This is a genomic window from Okeanomitos corallinicola TIOX110 (assembly GCF_038050375.1).
In the GTDB taxonomy this organism is placed as follows: domain Bacteria; phylum Cyanobacteriota; class Cyanobacteriia; order Cyanobacteriales; family Nostocaceae; genus Okeanomitos; species Okeanomitos corallinicola.
Genome location: NZ_CP150886.1, coordinates 2,304,794 through 2,325,684 on the forward strand (window position 1 = coordinate 2,304,794; position 20,891 = coordinate 2,325,684).

At 42.0% G+C, this 20,891-nt stretch carries 11 protein-coding genes, 3 rRNA genes and 1 pseudogene; 5 read left to right on the forward strand and 10 right to left on the reverse strand.

Going from position 1 to position 20,891, the window contains the following annotated elements; genetic code table 11:
- Positions 1 to 272: 272 nt before the first annotated feature.
- Positions 273 to 1,943 (reverse strand): transglutaminase domain-containing protein, encoded by a 1,671-nt coding sequence (locus WJM97_RS10000; RefSeq protein ID WP_353933141.1) that lies wholly within the window; start codon positions 1,941 to 1,943, stop codon positions 273 to 275.
- A gap of 224 nt (positions 1,944 to 2,167) precedes the next feature.
- Between WJM97_RS10000 and WJM97_RS10005 the strand changes: the two genes are divergently transcribed.
- Together WJM97_RS10005 and recF are read left to right on the forward strand one after the other, a co-directional pair.
- A complete protein-coding gene (locus tag WJM97_RS10005; RefSeq protein ID WP_353932886.1) occupies positions 2,168 to 5,026 on the forward strand; it encodes a cation-translocating P-type ATPase in 2,859 nt (952 codons plus the stop codon).
- A gap of 199 nt (positions 5,027 to 5,225) precedes the next feature.
- Positions 5,226 to 6,341: a DNA replication/repair protein RecF gene (gene recF / locus WJM97_RS10010; protein WP_353932887.1), complete on the forward strand. Its 1,116-nt coding sequence runs from the start codon at positions 5,226 to 5,228 to the stop codon at positions 6,339 to 6,341.
- 56 nt (positions 6,342 to 6,397) lie between these two features.
- Here the strand turns inward: recF and WJM97_RS10015 are convergent.
- The 3 genes and pseudogenes from WJM97_RS10015 to WJM97_RS10025 all read right to left on the reverse strand — a co-directional run.
- Positions 6,398 to 6,519: pseudogene (locus tag WJM97_RS10015) on the reverse strand (IS4 family transposase); the annotation flags it as partial.
- 224 nt (positions 6,520 to 6,743) lie between these two features.
- Positions 6,744 to 7,271: an FKBP-type peptidyl-prolyl cis-trans isomerase gene (locus WJM97_RS10020; protein ID WP_353932888.1), complete on the reverse strand. Its 528-nt coding sequence runs from the start codon at positions 7,269 to 7,271 to the stop codon at positions 6,744 to 6,746.
- 83 nt (positions 7,272 to 7,354) lie between these two features.
- Complete coding sequence (locus WJM97_RS10025; protein WP_353932889.1) at positions 7,355 to 7,678, reverse strand: phasin family protein; 324 nt, start codon at positions 7,676 to 7,678, stop codon at positions 7,355 to 7,357.
- Positions 7,679 to 8,258: 580 nt separating this feature from the next.
- Between WJM97_RS10025 and WJM97_RS10030 the strand changes: the two genes are divergently transcribed.
- The 3 genes from WJM97_RS10030 (at position 8,259) to rrf (ending at position 13,048) form a co-directional block, all read left to right on the forward strand.
- Positions 8,259 to 9,745: ribosomal RNA gene (locus WJM97_RS10030) — 16S ribosomal RNA — on the forward strand.
- A gap of 241 nt (positions 9,746 to 9,986) precedes the next feature.
- Positions 9,987 to 12,811, forward strand: a 23S ribosomal RNA gene (locus tag WJM97_RS10035).
- A 119-nt stretch (positions 12,812 to 12,930) separates the two neighbouring features.
- Positions 12,931 to 13,048: ribosomal RNA gene (rrf, locus tag WJM97_RS10040) — 5S ribosomal RNA — on the forward strand.
- The 16S, 23S and 5S rRNA genes sit together here, the layout of an rRNA operon.
- Positions 13,049 to 13,174: 126 nt before the next feature.
- Here rrf and WJM97_RS10045 read toward each other — a convergent pair.
- The 6 genes from WJM97_RS10045 to WJM97_RS10070 all read right to left on the reverse strand — a co-directional run bounded on the left by WJM97_RS10045 (position 13,175) and on the right by WJM97_RS10070 (position 20,815).
- Positions 13,175 to 14,482: a DNA cytosine methyltransferase gene (locus WJM97_RS10045; protein ID WP_353932890.1), complete on the reverse strand. Its 1,308-nt coding sequence runs from the start codon at positions 14,480 to 14,482 to the stop codon at positions 13,175 to 13,177.
- A gap of 83 nt (positions 14,483 to 14,565) precedes the next feature.
- Entirely contained in the window at positions 14,566 to 15,726 is a 1,161-nt protein-coding gene (gene lpxB, locus WJM97_RS10050) for a lipid-A-disaccharide synthase (RefSeq protein WP_353933142.1), read from the reverse strand.
- Between the two features lie 134 nt (positions 15,727 to 15,860).
- Entirely contained in the window at positions 15,861 to 16,676 is an 816-nt protein-coding gene (lpxA, locus tag WJM97_RS10055) for an acyl-ACP--UDP-N-acetylglucosamine O-acyltransferase (protein ID WP_353932891.1), read from the reverse strand.
- Positions 16,677 to 16,868: 192 nt separating this feature from the next.
- Positions 16,869 to 17,384, reverse strand: coding sequence for a 3-hydroxyacyl-ACP dehydratase FabZ (gene fabZ / locus WJM97_RS10060; RefSeq protein ID WP_353932892.1), 516 nt, complete (start codon positions 17,382 to 17,384; stop codon positions 16,869 to 16,871).
- A gap of 85 nt (positions 17,385 to 17,469) precedes the next feature.
- Complete coding sequence (gene lpxC, locus WJM97_RS10065) at positions 17,470 to 18,315, reverse strand: UDP-3-O-acyl-N-acetylglucosamine deacetylase (RefSeq protein ID WP_353932893.1); 846 nt, start codon at positions 18,313 to 18,315, stop codon at positions 17,470 to 17,472.
- 145 nt (positions 18,316 to 18,460) lie between these two features.
- Positions 18,461 to 20,815 carry a BamA/TamA family outer membrane protein gene (locus WJM97_RS10070; RefSeq protein ID WP_353932894.1) on the reverse strand — a complete coding sequence of 785 codons (2,355 nt, stop codon included), beginning with the start codon at positions 20,813 to 20,815 and terminating at the stop codon, positions 18,461 to 18,463.
- Positions 20,816 to 20,891 lie beyond the last annotated feature (76 nt).

Sequence of the window (20,891 nt, forward strand, 5' to 3'; positions counted from 1 at the left end):
CGGATTAATACGGCTTATAGCAATATGAAGTTCATTATACCCTCCATATTTATATGGAAAGCCTGTATTCTAGTATTTTACAGAATTACTCGGAAAACTACTGACTTTTTTCTTAAATTGCACATAAATTTTTCCTGCTAAACGTTAAATCTTGAGTAAAGTTAATCTAATCATGTGTGAACAATGGGGGCATTTAGAGCTAAATAGACCATATTTCATTTCTATCTGATACCCCACTGCTAACTACCAGTTGCCAATTCTTAATTCCCAACCTAGATGGGTGGGATTTCTTTAAGAATTGTAAACCGAATGTGATTAATAGCCAAATCGCCAATGGCTATATCTTCTTTGGTTAACCTTTTACCATTGCTAGTTAAGGTTTCAAAGGAGACTCCTTTGCCTATTTCAATATGATACCAGCACAAGCCCATAAAAAAACGTGTAGGGTATGGGCCATAATCACCAATATCATCAGGGTTTGATTCCATTGGTAGCCAACCGAAATTAGGTATATAAAATTCTAGCCAAACATGATTAAAGTCAGGTTGTAGGGGAACTCCCTGATGTTCTGCATAGGGAGGACATTTATATCTACCTACTGTTCGGCAAGGAATACCATTTAAACGACATAAAGCCAGTAATACACCCACATATTCGCCGCAAGAACCAACACCTCGTTCTAAAACGATATCGGGAGTGTCTATGTGAGGTTTAATGCCGTAAGATAATTCATCATAAACATAGTTGCGAATGTTGTACATTTTTCGCAACGTATTGGTTTCTGAACCGATGGCTTCATGTGCTGCATCACGGACAATAGTAGTATCCATAGCCAAATCATCATCGTCCACCAAATAGCGAGCTTCTAATTCTGGTGTGAGGTCTGGTAAGTCTTCCACATCTTTAGGGGTGATGCGATACTTAATACCTCGTACTTCCACAAGAGCTTTCCAACCGAAAATATGGCGTTCACCGGGAACAAGAGAATCAAATCTAAATACTGCTATGCGTTGTCCTTCAATAATTTCTTCTGTGAAGGGTAAACCAATAGATTCAACTTGTTTAACCTTTTGGCGCTCTGTTTCCGAGGGTAGAGCAATACGCCATTCCAAATTCGGTAAATAAACTTCATCGAGGGGGGAAATTTCCTCGACATAGGACATTTCTATCAAGTAACCATTAGATAGAGCGTAGCGTTTATCTGGGTTGTATTCATAATGCAAGGGATGAATAAAAGTCAGATCCCGGTAAGTCAACTCGTGATTAGGATCAGCATTGGGATTATCACGAATATAAGGTTCTTCAGTGGAGTAAGCAATATAAAGTAGATCCTTCCCTGTTTGATCTTGACTATGGATAGCAATACCAGTGGGAGATGCAAAAGGTGTAAGGACACTAAAACGAAGTTCTCCAGTTGCTCGATCCATGGAGTAAACTGTTTGTTCTGTGCGATCGCAAACCCATAAAGTTTCCTTACTCACCGCCAAATTTTCTATACCTACACCCGGAGCATAAAATCGTGTAATTTCTTTGCGTGTATCCTTGTCAAAAATTAGAATATAACCTAACCTCTGACAGCTAACATAAATGGTAGATTCCCAAACCGCAATTCCGTCGGCAGTGTAAGGTAAAGTAACAAAATGTTCTAAACCTAGAGAGTCTAACTGACACAAATAAATACTATTACCTCGGCTGACCCAAAGTGTATTTTCCCAGACTGCCAAACCAGTAACATCGCTAAATTCCTTGACCTGGTGCGGATTGAGAATTTTACTGTTATCAGAAACCGGATCAATCTCCAATAGATGACCTTTAACGGTGTCAATAGCGATCAGCCGATCTTGGATAAAAGCAATACCATAAATAGTAGAAGCAGTCAGCGGTCGGATTGTTTTTTGCCCAAACATCTGGCTAACAGTCAAACTAGGGAGTGTCAAACTCATATTATTAGTCATTAGTCATTAGTCATTAGTGATTATTCATTGGATATGGGGAATTGAATTGGGCATTGGGCATGGGGAATTGGTAAAAATCTTTTCTTCCTCTGCCTCCCCTGCTCCCCATCTCCCCACCTCCCCAGCCTCCGATCCTTAATACATAGCTGATGGAATTCCTGCCATCACTCAATTATGATCGAATTTTGTAACCCTTTCCTGTAACATACACGATGTCTGCTCATTCTTTACCTGAAAGTGCCGCAGTGTGGCATAGTTTAGAAATTGATAAAGCCTTAAACCTGCTAGATAGTAATGCAGACAGCGGCTTAACATCCCCAGAAGTTGAAGCACGTTTACAAAAGTACGGAACTAATGAATTAGAAGAAACTAATGGTCGCAAGCCTTGGGAGATTCTACTAGATCAGTTCACTAACATTATGTTATTGATGCTAATTGGTGTAGCTATCATCTCTGGGTTGTTAGATTTTTTATCATTACAACAAGGTACATTAAAAAGCGGTGAAGTGCCATTCAAAGATACTATTGCAATTTTGGCAATTGTGATTCTCAATGGCATCCTTGGCTATGTCCAAGAAAGCCGTGCAGAAAAGGCTTTAGCTGCTTTAAAAAAATTGTCCTCTCCCCTAGTCCGGATCATTCGTAATGGGAAATTGGCGGAGGTGGCAGGTAAAGACCTTGTCCCTGGGGATATTATGCTACTGGAAGCTGGTGTACAGGTGGCTGCTGATGGACGTTTGATCGAAGAGTCAAACTTGCAAGTGCGGGAGTCAGCACTGACTGGTGAGGCTGAGGCTGTAAATAAGCAAGCCATACTTACATTACCAGAAGATACGTCACTAGGCGATCGCCTAAATTCAGTTTTCCAAGGCACGGAAGTCGTCCAAGGACGTGCTAAGGTTCTGGTGACAAATACCGGAATGCAAACAGAAATAGGCAAAATCGCCACCATGTTGCAGTCGGTGGAAAGTGAACCTACGCCTCTACAACAGCGCATGACTCAGTTGGGTAATGTGTTGGTGTATGGTTCTTTAGTTCTAGTAGTATTTGTGATCGTGGCTGGTGTGATCCAAGCTAGGGGTTTTAGTAACTTACAAGAGTTAGTAGAAGTTTCCCTGAGTATGGCGGTAGCTGTAGTTCCAGAAGGTTTACCAGCTGTAATTACTGTGACTTTGGCTCTGGGAACTCAGCGCATGGTGCGCCATCATGCTTTAATTAGAAAACTCCCAGCGGTAGAAACTCTCGGTTCTGTAACTACTATCTGTTCTGATAAAACCGGAACGCTGACTCAAAATAAAATGGTGGTGCAGTCAGTCTACACTAATCAACAAAATTTCCGTGTCACTGGTGATGGTTATGCCCCTAAAGGTGATTTTCAGTTGGATGGAGAAAATATAGATTTAGAAACATCTCCAGAAATATCCGCTTTGTTGGTTGCTTGTGCTGTTTGTAATGACTCGGTGCTGCAAAAAGAAGCTGGTGAATGGGTAATTTTAGGCGACCCCACGGAAGGCGCTTTGATGACTTTAGCAGGTAAGGCTGGGATTGAAAAAGATCAATGGCATAGTAAATTACCCCGTGTGTCTGAGTTTCCCTTCTCTTCGGAACGCAAACGCATGAGTGTGATTTCCCAAGTTGAGGAAGTGGCTACTAGTGATCCGGGTATGAGTGGTGTTGATCCGGTTATTGCTGGATTTTTGACATCTGAACCATATCTAATGTTTACCAAGGGTTCTCCAGAATTAACTTTAGAGCGTTGTACTCAAATTTATCTGGGCGATCGCTCATTTCCTTTGGATGAAGAACGACGCACTCAAATTTTGGCAGCTAATGAACAAATGGCTTCCCAAGGTTTACGGGTGTTAGGTTTTGCCTATAAACCCCTGACAGAAGTACCTCCTGAAGCTTCAGAAGATACTTCAGAACAAGATTTAATCTGGTTGGGTTTGGTGGGAATGTTAGATGCTCCCCGTCCAGAAGTCAGAACAGCGGTAGCAGAATGTCGCCAAGCTGGTATTCGTCCGGTGATGATTACCGGTGATCATCAATTAACTGCTAAGGCGATCGCTGTAGACTTAGGTATAGCTGATGCTGATGCCAGAGTTCTCACTGGTCAAGAATTGCAAAGAATGAGTGACCAAGAAATAGAAGCACAGGTTGATTTAGTCAGTATTTACGCCAGAGTCTCCCCAGAACACAAACTGCGAATTGTTCAGGCTCTACAACGTCGCGGTAGATTTGTAGCTATGACCGGAGATGGTGTTAATGATGCACCTGCTCTGAAACAGGCAGATATTGGTATCGCTATGGGTATTACTGGTACAGATGTCAGTAAGGAAGCCAGTGATATGGTGCTGTTAGACGATAACTTTGCTACTATTGTCGCCGCGACTAAGGAAGGTAGAGTTGTTTATACTAACATCCGTCGTTTTATTAAATACATTTTGGGTAGTAATATCGGCGAAGTTATCACTATCGCTTCTGCACCATTAATTGGTTTAGGCGCTGTTCCTCTCTCTCCCCTACAAATACTCTGGATGAATTTGGTAACGGATGGTTTACCAGCTTTAGCTTTAGCTGTTGAACCCCCAGAACCAGATGTGATGCAGCGCCCTCCTTTTAGTCCTCGTGAAAGTATTTTTGCCAGAGGTTTAGGTGCTTACATGGTGCGGATTGGGATTGTGTTTGCCATTATTACTATTACTTTAATGTGGTGGGCTTTTAATCATACTCATGCCCAGGGTTATGAAGGTGATCCCGATGCTTGGAAAACAATGGTGTTTACTACTCTGTGTATTGCCCAAATGGGTCATGCGATCGCCATTCGTTCTAATAATCAACTCACTATCGAAATGAATCCTTTTTCTAATCTCTTTGTATTAGGTTCTGTGGTTGTTACCACAATACTGCAATTAATGTTAGTATATGTTCCACCTTTAAGAGCTTTTTTTGGTACTCATGCACTCAGTCTCTCTGAATTAGGAATTTGTATTGGTTTTAGTTCTTTAATGTTTGTCTGGGTTGAGTGTGAAAAGTTATTCTTCCGTTTTATGGGCAAAAAGACTGTTTAATTGGTGATTGGTGATTGGTGATTGGTGATTAAAAAATAAATATTACCTATTACCACCTCTACCTAAATAATAACTATTAACTAACTTTATTAGTTATTACCTATCACTTATTAATTAGAATTACAGTCAGCCCTAAAACCCTTTAGAATCAAGTCCATGTGATTTAGATTTGTACCTTATTTACTTCCTAATATGCTGTATGTACCTAAGAACTCTACATCTTCGTAATTTTCGCAACTACCAAGAACAAAAAATTGATTTTCATGCTGCTAAAACAATTTTAGTTGGTAATAATGCTCAGGGGAAATCAAACTTATTAGAAGCTGTAGAGTTGTTAGCTACATTGCGATCGCATCGGATGGCAAAAGATCGAGAATTAATCAAAGATGGAGAAGATATTGCCCAAATTAATGCCTCTTTAGAAAGAGTTGCCGGCACAAGTGATTTAACATTAACTCTTAGACGAAATAGCCGCCGTAGTGTAGCTGTTAACAGTGAAAAAGTCCGCCGACAAATGGATTTTCTTGGCATTTTTAACGCCGTAGAGTTTTCGAGTTTAGATTTAGAATTAGTTCGGGGTAGTCCTGAAGTTCGTCGTAGTTGGTTGGATACACTCTTGATTCAACTTGAACCAGTTTATGCTCACATATTACATCAATATAATCAAATATTACGCCAACGCAATGCTTTTCTAAAACGCAGTCAACAATCTACTTTTAAAGATATAGAGTCAGAACTTGCTATCTGGGATGCACAATTAGTTACCGCAGGAACAAGAGTGATTAGAAGACGGGAAAGAGCAATTCAAAGATTAGCACCCATAGCTGCTGCTTGGCACGCTACTATTAGTAATAGTCAAGAAGTTTTGCACATTAATTACGATCCTAATGTTCCCATAGGTAAAGATCAAGCAGAAGAAGTACAACAGGCTTTTTTCGATAAAATTAAACAGCGTTCTGCTATTGAATTACATCGGGGTATTACTTTAGTAGGACCACACCGAGATGAAGTAAAATTAGATATTAATGAAACACCAGCCCGCCAATATGGTTCTCAAGGACAACAAAGAACCTTAGTCCTGGCTTTAAAATTAGCAGAATTACAATTAATTGAAGAAGTCATCAATGAACCCCCTTTACTTTTATTAGATGATGTTTTAGCAGAATTAGATCCATCTCGTCAGAATCAACTGCTTGATGCTGTCCAAAACCGTTTTCAGACCTTAATTACTACTACTCATTTGGGTGCTTTTGAATCTCAATGGTTAAATTCCTCACAGGTTCTCTTTGTAAAAGCAGGAGAAATATTACAGTAATTTGTAATTAAATTAAATTAAATAAATAATTATTTACTTTTTCCTTTTTCCTAGTTTGCTAAACTATAAGCAATCACAATCAATAAAACTAAGGCTAAAAAACGAGTCTCATTCACTTTACTGTCCTCTAATCCTCTAAATTATAGCCACCAGTTTTACAATCCTTGAAGAACTGTTTCTGTTAGTTGATTTATCCTTGGCTTGATATTTTTCCAATTCCAATTTATTGCTTGGATTCAATCATCTTATTGATGCAATGAATGGATTTAAACCCTTTTATGCTTCTGGGTAAAAAGGTTTATTTACTATTTGCTTCATCCGGAAAGTGATAAAACAGGGATATTATTGACTAATAGTAATGGGTAATTAGTAATTTTTCTTCCTATTACCCATTACCGAATCTTATTTAATCTTCAACAATTCCACATCAAAAATCAAAGTTGAGTAAGGTGGAATCACACCACCAGCACCGCGCGCACCATAACCCAACTCAGAAGGAATAATCAACTTGCGGCGATCTCCCACTTTCATCGTACTTAGTCCTTCATCCCAACCTTTGATTACCTGTCCAACCCCAATCTTAAAACTAAAAGGTTGACCCCGATCGCGTGAACTATCAAACTTAGTCCCATCATCCAAAGTACCAGTGTAGTGAACTACAACCGTTTGTCCCCGTTCAGGAGTCACTTCACCAGCACCTTTTTCTAGTTCAATATACTTCAAACCAGAGTCAGTAGTTATAATGTTTTCTTCAGACATATTATCGCTCGCTATCACAGTATCTTTTTTTTCAATTACAGCAGTGGTAACTGGTTGAGTCTCAGATAACTTAGCAGCAACAGCAGCATCTTGTTTACCACCCATTTGTGCTAACACTAAAACCAAAACACACACCAGCATGAAACCCACGCTGAGAAAAATTCCCTTCAAAATTAGCCCTCCTTATATACACAGGTAGTTTGGTAATCAGATTACCAACAGGACAAGAATTAGTTTAAATCACAATAGGTATACTAACGCCAAAGCTTATTTTCCAAGTCCCGCACCTGACGTTCCAAGCGATCAATCCTACCCCGCAACTCATCTACCTCAGACTGACGCGCAACCCCCAAATCCTGCATCATATTCCGCATCTGTCGTTGCATTTGTACTTCCCAGTTACCCTGCTCCGACCTCAATTGCTCCACAATATCATCCATAACCACCTTAGCTTGTTCAGGATTGAGCTTCCCATCCTTCACTAATTCATCACTAACCTCCTTGAGTTTGTCTGCTACCAGAGAGGTTGTACCAATACCCAGCATCATTATTTGTTCCAACCAATTGTTGTTGTCCATATTTATTTCCTGTTATTTTCTATAAACAGTCAAGCTTGGCTTATAAATCTACCGCACCAAAATTAAGTCATAAGCTTAGTAATTCTAGCCTACAGATATATTTTGACAAATTTGGCAGCAACAGCAACCTCACCACCTCAACTAACTACAGTAGAGATACACTACATATATTCGTTTCCCATTCAATACACACAAACTGTCTCACCCACATTCCAGGTTGCATAAAATTAGGATAGAGATATCAGAGACAAGATGTCTCATTTCTGATATTTTCCTTGTACTTGAATTAAACAGCAGACAACACAAATCAACAAAACCCTTATCCAGAAGCAGTTACAGGTTATTTTCCCAAAGAATCCCAAAAAAGATAGAAAAAGTAGTTGACACAGAAAGAGAGAGTTGCTATATTTATTTAGGTGAGGCAAACGAAGCCCACAACTGAACCGAGACAAAATAATACTTTGAAAGAAAAAAGACGACCATTCCTCGTCAAAGAAATTTCAACAAAGAAATCCTTGTAAGGAAGAAAAGAGGATTTCGGAGTAGAGAAAAATAATAGTAAGAGCTAAACAAACAAACCAAAACGGAGAGTTTGATCCTGGCTCAGGATGAACGCTGGCGGTATGCTTAACACATGCAAGTCGAACGGTCTCTTCGGAGATAGTGGCGGACGGGTGAGTAACGCGTGAGAATTTGGCTTTAGGTCGGGGACAACAGTTGGAAACGACTGCTAATACCGGATATGCCGGAAGGTGAAAGATTTATTGCCTGAAGATAAGCTCGCGTCTGATTAGCTAGTTGGTAGTGTAAGGGACTACCAAGGCGACGATCAGTAGCTGGTCTGAGAGGATGATCAGCCACACTGGGACTGAGACACGGCCCAGACTCCTACGGGAGGCAGCAGTGGGGAATTTTCCGCAATGGGCGAAAGCCTGACGGAGCAATACCGCGTGAGGGAGGAAGGCTCTTGGGTCGTAAACCTCTTTTCTCAAGGAAGAAAAAAATGACGGTACTTGAGGAATAAGCATCGGCTAACTCCGTGCCAGCAGCCGCGGTAATACGGAGGATGCAAGCGTTATCCGGAATGATTGGGCGTAAAGGGTCCGCAGGTGGAACTGAAAGTCTGCTGTTAAAGAATTTGGCTCAACCAGATAAAAGCAGTGGAAACTACAGAACTAGAGTACGTTCGGGGCAGAAGGAATTCCTAGTGTAGCGGTGAAATGCGTAGATATTAGGAAGAACACCGGTGGCGAAAGCGTTCTGCTAGGCCGTAACTGACACTGAGGGACGAAAGCTAGGGGAGCGAATGGGATTAGATACCCCAGTAGTCCTAGCCGTAAACGATGGATACTAGGCGTGGCTTGTATCGACCCGAGCCGTGCCGTAGCTAACGCGTTAAGTATCCCGCCTGGGGAGTACGCACGCAAGTGTGAAACTCAAAGGAATTGACGGGGGCCCGCACAAGCGGTGGAGTATGTGGTTTAATTCGATGCAACGCGAAGAACCTTACCAAGGCTTGACATCCTGCGAATCTCGGTGAAAGCTGAGAGTGCCTTCGGGAGCGCAGAGACAGGTGGTGCATGGCTGTCGTCAGCTCGTGTCGTGAGATGTTGGGTTAAGTCCCGCAACGAGCGCAACCCTCGTTTTTAGTTGCCAGCATTAAGTTGGGCACTCTAGAGAGACTGCCGGTGACAAACCGGAGGAAGGTGAGGATGACGTCAAGTCAGCATGCCCCTTACGCCTTGGGCTACACACGTACTACAATGCTACGGACAAAGGGCAGCTACACAGCGATGTGATGCAAATCTCATAAACCGTAGCTCAGTTCAGATCGAAGGCTGCAACTCGCCTTCGTGAAGGAGGAATCGCTAGTAATTGCAGGTCAGCATACTGCAGTGAATTCGTTCCCGGGCCTTGTACACACCGCCCGTCACACCATGGAAGTTGGTCACGCCCGAAGTCATTACCCCAACCGCAAGGAGGGGGATGCCGAAGGTAGGACTGGTGACTGGGGTGAAGTCGTAACAAGGTAGCCGTACCGGAAGGTGTGGCTGGATCACCTCCTTTTTAGGGAGACCTAATCCATTTAGAAATCGAAAGCAATCAGCAATTAGAGACTAAATTGGTCTACTCTAGGTCGGTCGAGATTGGTAAGTTCTCTTTCAAAGTATTATTATTGCTCTGGTCAAAATCAGCAACTAGTGAAAAGCTAGACTGCTGGTGAAAGCCAGTCAGAACCTTGAAAACTGCATAGTAACGCGAAGCAGGCAGTCGAAAGACTGTCAGATGGAAGAAACCAATGGATTGTGGTCAAGCTAATAAGGGCTAATGGTGGATACCTAGGCACACAGAGGCGAAGAAGGACGTGGTTACCTACGAAAAGTTCCGGGGAGTTGGAAGCAAACTGAGAGCCGGAAGTGTCCGAATGGGGCAACCCTATATACTGCCTGTTGAATATATAGACAGGAAAGAGCCAACCCAGCGAATTGAAACATCTTAGTAGCTGGAGGAAGAGAAATCAAAAGAGATTCCCTGAGTAGTGGTGAGCGAAAGGGGAAGAGCCTAAACCAACAGGTTTACTTGTTGGGGTAGTGGGACAGCGATATCGAATCTAGAGACTAGACGAAGCAGCTAAATACTGCACCAGAGGGGGTGAAAGTCCTGTAGTCGAAAGTTGAAGGATAGTAGCTGAATCCCGAGTAGCACGGAGCACGAGAAATTCCGTGTGAATCAGCGAGGACCATCTCGTAAGGCTAAATACTACTGTGTGACCGATAGTGAACAAGTACCGCGAGGGAAAGGTGAAAAGAACCCCGGAAGGGGAGTGAAATAGAACATGAAACCGTTAGCCTACAAGCAGTGGGAGTCCGATTTAACGGATGACCGCGTGCCTGTTGAAGAATGAGCCGGCGACTTATAGGTACTGGTAGGTTAAAGCGAGAATGCTGGAGCCAAAGGGAAACCGAGTCTGAAGAGGGCGATAATCAGTATTTATAGACCCGAACCCTGGTGATCTAACCATGGCCAGGATGAAGCTTGGGTAACACCAAGTGGAGGTCCGAACCGACCGATGTTGAAAAATCGGCGGATGAGTTGTGGTTAGGGGTGAAATGCCAATCGAACCAGGAGCTAGCTGGTTCTCCCCGAAATGTGTTGAGGCGCAGCGGTAATGATTAAAACTGGGGGGTAAAGCACTGTTTCGGTGCGGGCTGGGAGACCGGTACCAAATCGAGACAAACTCAGAATACCCAGTGAACACATTGCCAGTGAGACGGTGGGGGATAAGCTTCATCGTCAAGAGGGAAACAGCCCAGACCACCAGCTAAGGTCCCCAAATCATCACTAAGTGATAAAGGAGGTGGGATTGCACAGACAACTAGGAGGTTTGCCTAGAAGCAGCCACCCTTGAAAGAGTGCGTAATAGCTCACTAGTCAAGCGATCCTGCGCCGAAAATGAACGGGGCTAAGTGATGTACCGAAGCTGTGGGATTAACTAAACATTAATCGGTAGGGGAGCGTTCCGTAGTAGGGAGAAGCAGTAGCGGCGAGCAGCTGTGGACGAAACGGAAGTGAGAATGTCGGCTTGAGTAGCGCAAACATTGGTGAGAATCCAATGCCCCGAAACCCTAAGGGTTCCAGAGCCAGGTTCGTCCACTCTGGGTTAGTCGGGACCTAAGGCGAGGTCGAAAGGCGTAGTCGATGGACACAGGGTCAACAATCCCTGACTAAGATATGGGAGCATTGCTAGGGACGCATGAAAGATAGCCATACCCTGATTGGTTTGGGAGGGGTTTACGAACTCCGTTTGGTGAAGGATAGTGTCAAGAAAAGCTAGTAATGTGATGAAGATATCTTACCCGTACCCGAAACCGACACAGGTAGGGAGGTTGAGAATACCAAGGGGCGCGAGATAACTCTCTCTAAGGAACTCGGCAAAATGGCCCCGTAACTTCGGAAGAAGGGGTGCCCACGAGAGTGGGTCGCAGTGAAGAGATCCAGGCGACTGTTTACCAAAAACACAGGTCTCCGCAAACTCGAAAGAGGACGTATGGGGGCTGACGCCTGCCCAGTGCCGGAAGGTTAAGGAAGTTGGTCAGTGGCAACATGAAGCTAGCGACTGAAGCCCCGGTGAACGGCGGCCGTAACTATAACGGTCCTAAGGTAGCGAAATTCCTTGTCGGGTAAGTTCCGACCCGCACGAAAGGCGTAACGATCTGGATGGTGTCTCAGAGAGAGACTCGGCGAAATAGGAATGTCTGTGAAGATACGGACTGCCTGCACCTGGACAGAAAGACCCTATGAAGCTTTACTGTAGCCTGGAATTGTGTTCGGGCTTGGCTTGCGCAGGATAGGTGGGAAGCGATGAACTTCTCCTTGTGGGGAGAAGGGAGCTAACGGTGAGATACCACTCTGGCGAAGCTAGAATTCTAACTCATCTCCGTCAGCCGGAGAGAGGACAGTTTCAGGTGGGCAGTTTGACTGGGGCGGTCGCCTCCTAAAAGGTAACGGAGGCGCGCAAAGGTTCTCTCAGCACGCTTGGAAACCGTGCGGCGAGTGTAAAGGCAATAAGAGAGCTTGACTGTAAGACCGACAAGTCGAACAGGTACGAAAGTAGGCCTTAGTGATCCGACGGTTCAGCATGGAATGGCCGTCGCTCAACGGATAAAAGTTACTCTAGGGATAACAGGCTGATCTCCCCCAAGAGTTCACATCGACGGGGAGGTTTGGCACCTCGATGTCGGCTCATCGCAGCCTGGGGCGGAAGTACGTCCCAAGGGTTGGGCTGTTCGCCCATTAAAGCGGTACGTGAGCTGGGTTCAGAACGTCGTGAGACAGTTCGGTCCATATCCGGTGCAGGCGTAAGAACATTGAGAGGAGTCCTCCTTAGTACGAGAGGACCGGGAGGAACGAACCGCTGGTGTACCAGTTATTGTACCAACAGTAGACGCTGGGTAGCCACGTTCGGAGCGGATAACCGCTGAAAGCATCTAAGTGGGAAGCCCACCTCAAGATGAGTGTTCTCACTACTTTAAGTAGGTAAGGTCACGGGCAGAACACCCGTTCATAGGCTTTAAGTGGAAGTACAGTAATGTATGTAGCTGAGGAGTCCTAACAGACCGAGGGCTTGACCTCTCATCTCATTGGTCAATCATATTTCGCGTTACTTGCAGTCTTCAGGGTTGCTGTTTGATTTGTTATTTTTAATTCTTTAATCACGAATTACGAATTACAAATTAGCAATTAAAAGTTTTCCTGGTGTCTATTGCGCGGTGGAACCACTCTGACCCCTTCCCGAACTCAGAGGTGAAACGCTGTTGCGGCCACGATAGTCTGGGGGTTGCCCCACGCCAAAATAGCTCGATGCCAGGGCAATAATTCACACAAAAGCCTCCTCTCTATTAATAGAGGGGCTTTTGTTTTTTGGTTTTTTAAAAATTTCATAATTCAAGCTTCGAATGGCCTAAAATCCTTCCCAAATAGGTAGTCCAACCCCATTTATTGAGCGGATACATCTAAACATTTATTTTTTCTAACTCTAGGCTTTATTACATTAGGGTCAACTCCAAAATATTTAGCTGCTTCTGACATATCCAAAGTTAGCAAATTTATATTATCTAAAATTTTAACTCTTTTAGATTGCTCAATTTCCACATTTAAAACCTTTATAATTTCCGCTGCTACAGCTTGCGCTAAAAATGGAGGAACGGAATTACCAATTTGTCTAAAACCATGCCATTTTGTGGGATGAAATCTAAACCAGTCAGGGTAAGAATGTAGACGTGCTGCTTCTCGCACGGTAATACATCTAGGAACGAAAGGATGTATAGGACGAGGAGAAGTAAAAGCACCTTTATTACTAGCTGTTCCTGCTCTAAGGGTATTACATAAACCATGAGGATCTAGTTTATAAAAACGGCTAATTGGTTCGTTTTTTCCATGAGGTGTTGATGCAAATCTTTCAATAGATTCAGGACTATGTTTTGTTCGTAAACTAGATGTGAGAATGCGATGATCAAATTTACGTGAATAGGAATAGTTATTTTTCGCAATGCGCGGACTACGCATTTTTATTGCGTATTGACTGGGTTTACCAAAATCAGCTAAAACCCAATCTTGTTGATATAATTCTGGGTAATTTTCAATTGTTGGCAAATCTTGTAATGCTTCTAAAACTGTAGGTGTTGGTGGTAGTTTTAAGGATTTTTTAAATTTAGTATTTAATTTAGCTTGATGGGTAATTTTATCTGGATAGCTTGGTAATTCTAAATCTTGACGACAACCTAATAAAAACAATCTTTCCCGATTTTGAGGAACTCCATAATTAGCTGCATTTAAAACTTGATAATTATGATTAACTTTATAACTATTATTTTCAAATTTATCAATGATTTCTCCAATAAAATCTTTGTGTTTACCTACGGTCATTCCTTTAACATTTTCCATGACAAAAAATTTAGGTTGTAAGTCTATTACTAACCTAATAAAATGAAAAACTAAAGAATTTCTAGGATCGTCAAAAGAACGTTTACCAATTAATGAAAATCCTTGACAGGGTGGACCACCAAAAACTACATCAATTTCTTGATTATTAATTGCGCTACTATTTCTAATTTCTGAACCTGTGATATCTTCTACACTTCTACATAAGACTTTCCAAAAGGGAAAATTAAATTGATGAATTGCACAATGAATAGGATCTAATTCCACAGCAACAAGGACATCAAAACCAGCTTGTTCAAAACCAAGAGTCATTCCTCCTGCACCTGCAAATAAATCAACTGCTATAGGTCGTTTTTTCATCATTTTGTCTCTGTACTTTCCCTTTTCCCAAAATTCTTATAAATAGGGAATAGGGTGATTTATTTTCCCATATACTCTATCACCTGTTACCTAATTTTCATTTCTAAAATTTCTTTTGCAGTGCGATCGCATACTCCCAATTCTCCCAAACATTGGCGCATTTCTTGATAATCTAATAAGGTTTTTTCTCGCTTTTCAGGATTTAATAATATTTCCATTGCTGCTTGAGTAATATTCTCTGCTGTTGCTTCTTCTTGTAAAAATTCTGGAACAATTTCCCGCATGATAACTAAATTTACCGGGGAAGCAAAGGGAATTGAACCTTTAAGAATTTTTCTTCCTATCCAAGCAGTAAAAGCATGAAGACGATAAACTACAACTTGGGGAACATTTAATAAAGCTAATTCTAAATTTGCAGTTCCTGATTTAGTAATTGCAAAATCAACTGATGCAAAAATTTCTTGTTGTTGACCTGATAGTATTGTTGCTTTTAATCCGTAATCTTGAATAGATTTTTGAATCTTATTTCTAAATTTTTCCAAAGATAGAGGAATTAAAAACCTGACGTTTGGTAACTTTGATTGAATATTTTTAGCAGCTTGGAAAATTGCAGGTAATAAATATTTTAATTCTTGTCCACGGGAAGCTGGTAAAAGAGCGATCGCAATTTCCTCTTCTTTAATTCCTAACACCTTCCGTGCAGTTTCTCGACTTGGTGCTTTAGCCATTTTATCAACTAAAGGATGACCAACCCAATTAACATTAGCTCCTTTTTGTTGATAATAACGAGCTTCTTCTGGGAAAATTGCTAATAACTTATCTGTAAAACTAACAATTTTTTTAGTTCTTTCTAAACTCATTGACCACACCCATTCTTGGGGAGCAATGTAATACACCACAGGAACATCAGGAAAATATTTTTCCATGTAACCACCAATGGCAATATTAGGGGTCATGTAGTCAATTAAGACAATGATATCTGGTGGGTTATTTTTGAGATAGGCGATCGCCCGTCTTTGTAATTGAATAGTGGGTATAAAATACGGCAAAGCTTCAATAATACCCATTGAACCAATACCGCTAGTGTCACCTATAATTTTTGCACCAGCGGCGGACATTTGCTCACCACCCAAGGCTACAATATCTAATTCTAAACCCATAGCCCCAGCTTGCTTCTGAAGCGCCTGAATTAACAGCGCCCCTTGCAAATCGCCAGAAACTTCCCCAGTGCTGATAAATATTCGCATTTGCTCAGTTGTCACTTTTCAGTTGTCAGTTTTCAGTTATAAGTCAGCACAATTTTGGGAAGGCAGTCCGTTAAGCAGCTTGCTAAGATAGGAACTGCCGTAGTTTCCCAATCAGCGACAAAAAAACCGCCAGGTTAATCATCACTTGAGCTAATTCTCCCCTTACCAGGAATTAAACCCCGTCTTCCTGGCATTCGTGAAAGTAGCAAGAAACGACGCAAATGTTCCAACTGTGCCGTATCTCCCAAAAGTTCCAACTCTGCCAGAGCATCTTTAAACAGTAAATCAGACCGGTAGAGAATGCGAAAAGCTTTTTTCAGTAGTTGGAACTCACTAGATGGCATTCCTGAGCGTTTTAGACCCACTAAATTAAGCGATCGCACCCGTGAAGGATTTCCCTCAACTAACGTATAAGGAGGCACATCACGGTCAATACGAGTCATCCCGCCTACCATCGCCATACCACCGATGTGTACAAACTGATGAACACCTAAAACTCCGCTTAACCTAGCGCGAGACTCAATATACACATGACCTGCCAAAGCGACGGAGTTGGCAATAACCACGGAATCCTCAATTATACAGTTATGACCAACATGAACATAAGCCATCAGTAGATTACCATTACCAATCACCGTGGCCTCACCTCTACCGGTAGCACGGTTAATAGTTACATACTCACGAATGGCGTTATTATCACCAATTTTTACCCAGGTAGGTTCTCCCACATACTTGAGATCCTGGGGTTCCATACCAATCACAGCCCCAGGAAAAATATGATTTCCTTTACCAATGTCACAAGGGCCTTCTATCACTGCATGAGCGCCAATTACAGTTTCTGCTCCTACTTTGACATTCGCTCCAATCACAGCATAAGCACCGACTTGCACCGTTGAGTGGAGTTCCGCATCAGGATGTATTACAGCAGTTGGATGAATAAGTGTCTTCAAGGGTGACTCTCCAAAACCGAGTTCAGTAAAAAAACGTGTCGGGCAAAATAAGTGATGTGTGAGGATGACGAAAGTCTAAAAATTAAGTAAATAAGCTAGATAGACTTGTAGTTTTTAGTTGTTACTGTTATCCTTGCTTATGATTGGCTGATGGGCATTTCACGGCTATGCCAACATCAGCAAAGCACAATTTTAACTCACTAAAGAAAACATTAGTTCCCCTTCAGCAGCCAATTTTCCGTCAACTTCGGCTCGACCCTGCATTTTACCAAAACGACGCTGCTTAATTGATAACAGTTCCACTGTGAGAATCAATTGATCACCAGGAACTACTTGACGACGGAAACGAACTTTATCAATACCAACAAATACAAATAATCCTTTTGGTATATCTGGCATTTGGGTCATGACAACCCCACCCACTTGTGCCATTGCTTCCACAATCAGGACACCAGGCATCAGTGAACGTCCGGGAAAATGACCTTGAAAATGCGGCTCATTGAAAGTGACGTTTTTCACGCCTACAGCCAATTTGCCAGGAACATAGTCAATAATTTTATCTACTAACAAAAAGGGATAACGATGAGGTAATAGTTGCTGAATCTCTTCTACTGAGAAGGTAGTTTTGATTTCCGTTGTACTGTTATCCTGATTTTCTTCTTCAGATGTAACCACGTTAGTAGAATTAACTTGGGTAAGAGTTGACATGGGTAATTTGTAATTCGTAATTTGTAACCACTAATACCTCTAGGAATTAGTAACTTGGGTGAAAACTAGCGGACAAAACCAGATTCTAAAGTAATTGTAAAATTTTTTGTGCCAGTTGAATATGTAGATTGTGACTAGCTTTATAAGCTAAAAAGTGAGCAACAGGAAATTTACCCAGTAAGCTGATATCTCCTACTAAGTCCAATATCTTATGACGTACTGGTTCATTTGCAAATCTTAATGGTCCATTTACCCAACCATCTTTACCACAAACTAGGGCATTATCCAAGCTGCCACCCTTGATTAACCCTGACTTTTGCAGATATTCAATTTGATGTAATAACCCAAATGTCCTAGCCGGTGCAATTTCTGTCACAAAGGTATTTTCGGTTGTTGCCAAAGGATTGGATAATGAAAAACTGTACCACTGATTACCAATTGCAGGTAAATCAAAATCAATTCCATAGCTAAACCGAGTTTCTGAAGATGGTAAGGCACAGACAAAAGCATCATCTTGACGTACCCAGATAGGTTCTTTAACTACTGGGATTTGTTCCTCACTGACTGATTGTGATGCCAATCCTACGGACATAATACTTTCAGTCCATATCTGCGCTGAACCATCTAAAAGCGGTACTTCTAGACCATCAATTTCAATTCTGGCATTATCCACACCCATCGCAGATAAAGCCGCTAATAAGTGTTCTACCGTACGGACATAAACCTCATCTGTACCCAACTGAGTTGAAAGTAGAGTTTGATTAACGGTAGCAATTTCAGCAGGAATTATGGGCGAATTAGGCAAATCCACTCGCACAAAATAGCGATTTCTCCCTGATTCTGCTGGTAATATTCTCACACTGGTACTCACGCCACTATGCAATCCCACACCTGTTTGGGTAATTTCCCCAGCTAATGTATGTTGGTGCATTGCCTAAAAACCAGTATTTTTTTGTCGTTTTTTTTTCTCATGTTCCCTGTATTATCGCAAACACCCTGATATAAAAATCATTAGTTAAGAAGGCAAGAGGTAAAATCCCAGAGTTCAGGAATTTTCCTCTGTCACCTGACTCCTATTAGAACCTTTCCCCAATCCCAAAGTTAATACGGGTATCACCGTCATCACTTAAACCGTAGTCTATGCGAATTGGTCCTAGTGGAGACTGTACACGCACACCTAAACCGTAACCGTAACCGCTACCATTTTTATTTAAAATTTCTGCGGTTCTGGTACTTGTTCCTAAGTCACTACCATAGTCAAAGAATAACGCGCCACTAACTACGGAGAAAACAGGAAAGCGATATTCTACAGATGCTTGTACATAACTACGTCCTGTAGCCAATCTACCTTCTTCATAACCACGGACTGAATTACTACCACCAAGGGTAAAAGCTTCATAGGGTGGTAAGTCACCCAGAATAGTACCACCTTGGAGATTAAACGCCAAAGTTTGTGGCCCTTTACTCAAACTTAAAAAGTTGACGGGGAAATATTGACTGTAGTTACCTCTCACCCTGGTGAGCAGAATATTACCTTCTCCAATGGGTACAGATTGATCAACTCCAACGCGGAGAAAAGAACCGCTGGTAGGTTGTAAGGGATTATTACGGCGATCGCGTCTTGCTCCTAGTTGTAATAAAAGTAAATCGTCTTCCCCACTTTCTGATTGTGTCAAAGGTACGGTAGGACTGATAATACTACCATTATCATCAAAAATCGCACCCACTGGTCTCACATCACCATCTGCATCTCGGCTAGAAACCCTTTGATATTGTAAACCTGCGGAAGCTACCCATTCTGACCTTTCATAAGGGTTAGCAGAAAGAGGACGGGTGAAAGATACACCACCGCCTAAACGAGTAATTCTGGGGCGGTCTTGTTTATCTGTATCTGTAATATTACCTGGATCAAAGGTTTCAATATTATTCTCTTTTCCTTCATAAATCAAGGAAATTGAACGTCTGCGGAAGATATTCGCTGTGTAGGAAGTTCTGTAAGGATCACCACCAATCCAAGGGTCTGTAAATCGCAGGTCAAATAATAGTTCTCTTTCCCCTAACTGGACTTCTGCTCCCAGTTTCTGATTCCTACCACCCAGGTTTTGTTGTTGATAACTGACTGTACCAAATAATCCACTGGCAGAACTAATACCCGCACCAGCACCTATTGATCCACTACTACGTTCTGCTACATTGACTACTACATTTACTTGATTGGGATCTCTTCCTGTATCAAAGGAGAAATTCACATCTTCAAATAATCCTAGACCAAACACTCTTTGCAGATCTTTTTGGGCTGTGTTGCGGTTAAATACTTGACCGGGTTTGAGTTCTAGTTCCCGCGTGATAATATATTCTTTGGTTCTGCCTTTGATGGCATTTCCTTGATCGTCTACTTCCTCTCCATCTTTGTTACGAAAACGGACTTTGACATTTTCTACCACTCCTTCTGCTACCTGGAGGGTGACAACTCCATTTTCCGCAACTCTGGGTGCTGCAATGACGTTAGCTAGGACATAGCCTTGATCTTGATAAGCTTTTGTTAACTGTTTGATACCTTCTTGGAGGTCTCGCAGATTGAGAATTTTGCCGTACTGTTCACTGAAAATACTATTGACAGTGTTAACTGGTAGTACGGAATTAATGTCTGTCCCAGGATTTGCTTCTACTTCAACTTTACTCAGGACAGGATTAGGATTAACGATAAAACTTACTCTTACACCCAATGGTGTATCTTCTGGTACTGCTCGCACATTGGAGAAAAAGCCTGTAGCAAAGATGGCGTTAATGTCTTCTTGCAGTTGGGAACGGGTGGTTGTTTGTCCTGGTTGAGTACGAATTGCTCGGTAAACTTGGTTTTCCAGTTCCGGTGAAATTGCTCCAGTTGGTGATGTTACCGCTACTTCTGACACTAGTACACGAGGTTCAGTATTTTCTGTCTCAGATGGGAATAGAGGTTGTCCCGTTGAAGGTTGGGGGTTTTCTTGGCTTGTTTCCAGTTCAGGTTCTAGAGCTTGTGCTGTTTGGATTGGTGTCGTTTCTGTTGTTACTGTTGTTGATATGATTACTGCTGATTTTGGTTTTGCTTCTGAATGACCAGAGGATGCTGATCTGAGAGTTTCTGCTGTTTGAGATGGATTTGTCTCTGTTGAAATAATTACTTCTGGTGTGGAAATTTGTATTCCAGAGGCTGATAGGCTTTGTTCAGTTTCAATAACTACTGGTTGTTGGTTAATAGCAGTTTCTTGATGAGCTAGAACATCATCTTGACTTGTTTCCTGTGATAGGGACGATTTGGTTGCTACCGTCGAATTATTGGTTATTTGCTGGCTATGATCCAGAGTTTGTGCATTGACTCCGAATGAAGTTTCTAATGGGGTGGCGATCGCCACAACTGCCAAAAATACAGGTGATAAATGTTTTTTATTCATATTTACCGTTCACTACCACACACAATTACAAATTTAGTCATTAATCATTAGTTATATAAGACAAAGGACTATATTT

What these genes read in the sequence shown, in the direction of transcription:
- WJM97_RS10000 (WP_353933141.1), bottom strand. Translation starts at nt 1,943, where the DNA reads ATGAGTTTGACACTCCCTAGTTTGACTGTTAGCCAGATGTTTGGGCAA.
- WJM97_RS10005 (WP_353932886.1), top strand. Translation starts at nt 2,168, where the DNA reads ATGTCTGCTCATTCTTTACCTGAAAGTGCCGCAGTGTGGCATAGTTTA.
- recF (WP_353932887.1), top strand. Translation starts at nt 5,226, where the DNA reads ATGTACCTAAGAACTCTACATCTTCGTAATTTTCGCAACTACCAAGAA.
- WJM97_RS10025 (WP_353932889.1), bottom strand. Translation starts at nt 7,678, where the DNA reads ATGGACAACAACAATTGGTTGGAACAAATAATGATGCTGGGTATTGGT.
- WJM97_RS10045 (WP_353932890.1), bottom strand. Translation starts at nt 14,482, where the DNA reads ATGATGAAAAAACGACCTATAGCAGTTGATTTATTTGCAGGTGCAGGA.
- lpxB (WP_353933142.1), bottom strand. Translation starts at nt 15,726, where the DNA reads ATGCGAATATTTATCAGCACTGGGGAAGTTTCTGGCGATTTGCAAGGG.
- fabZ (WP_353932892.1), bottom strand. Translation starts at nt 17,384, where the DNA reads ATGTCAACTCTTACCCAAGTTAATTCTACTAACGTGGTTACATCTGAA.
- lpxC (WP_353932893.1), bottom strand. Translation starts at nt 18,315, where the DNA reads ATGCACCAACATACATTAGCTGGGGAAATTACCCAAACAGGTGTGGGA.
- WJM97_RS10070 (WP_353932894.1), bottom strand. Translation starts at nt 20,815, where the DNA reads ATGAATAAAAAACATTTATCACCTGTATTTTTGGCAGTTGTGGCGATC.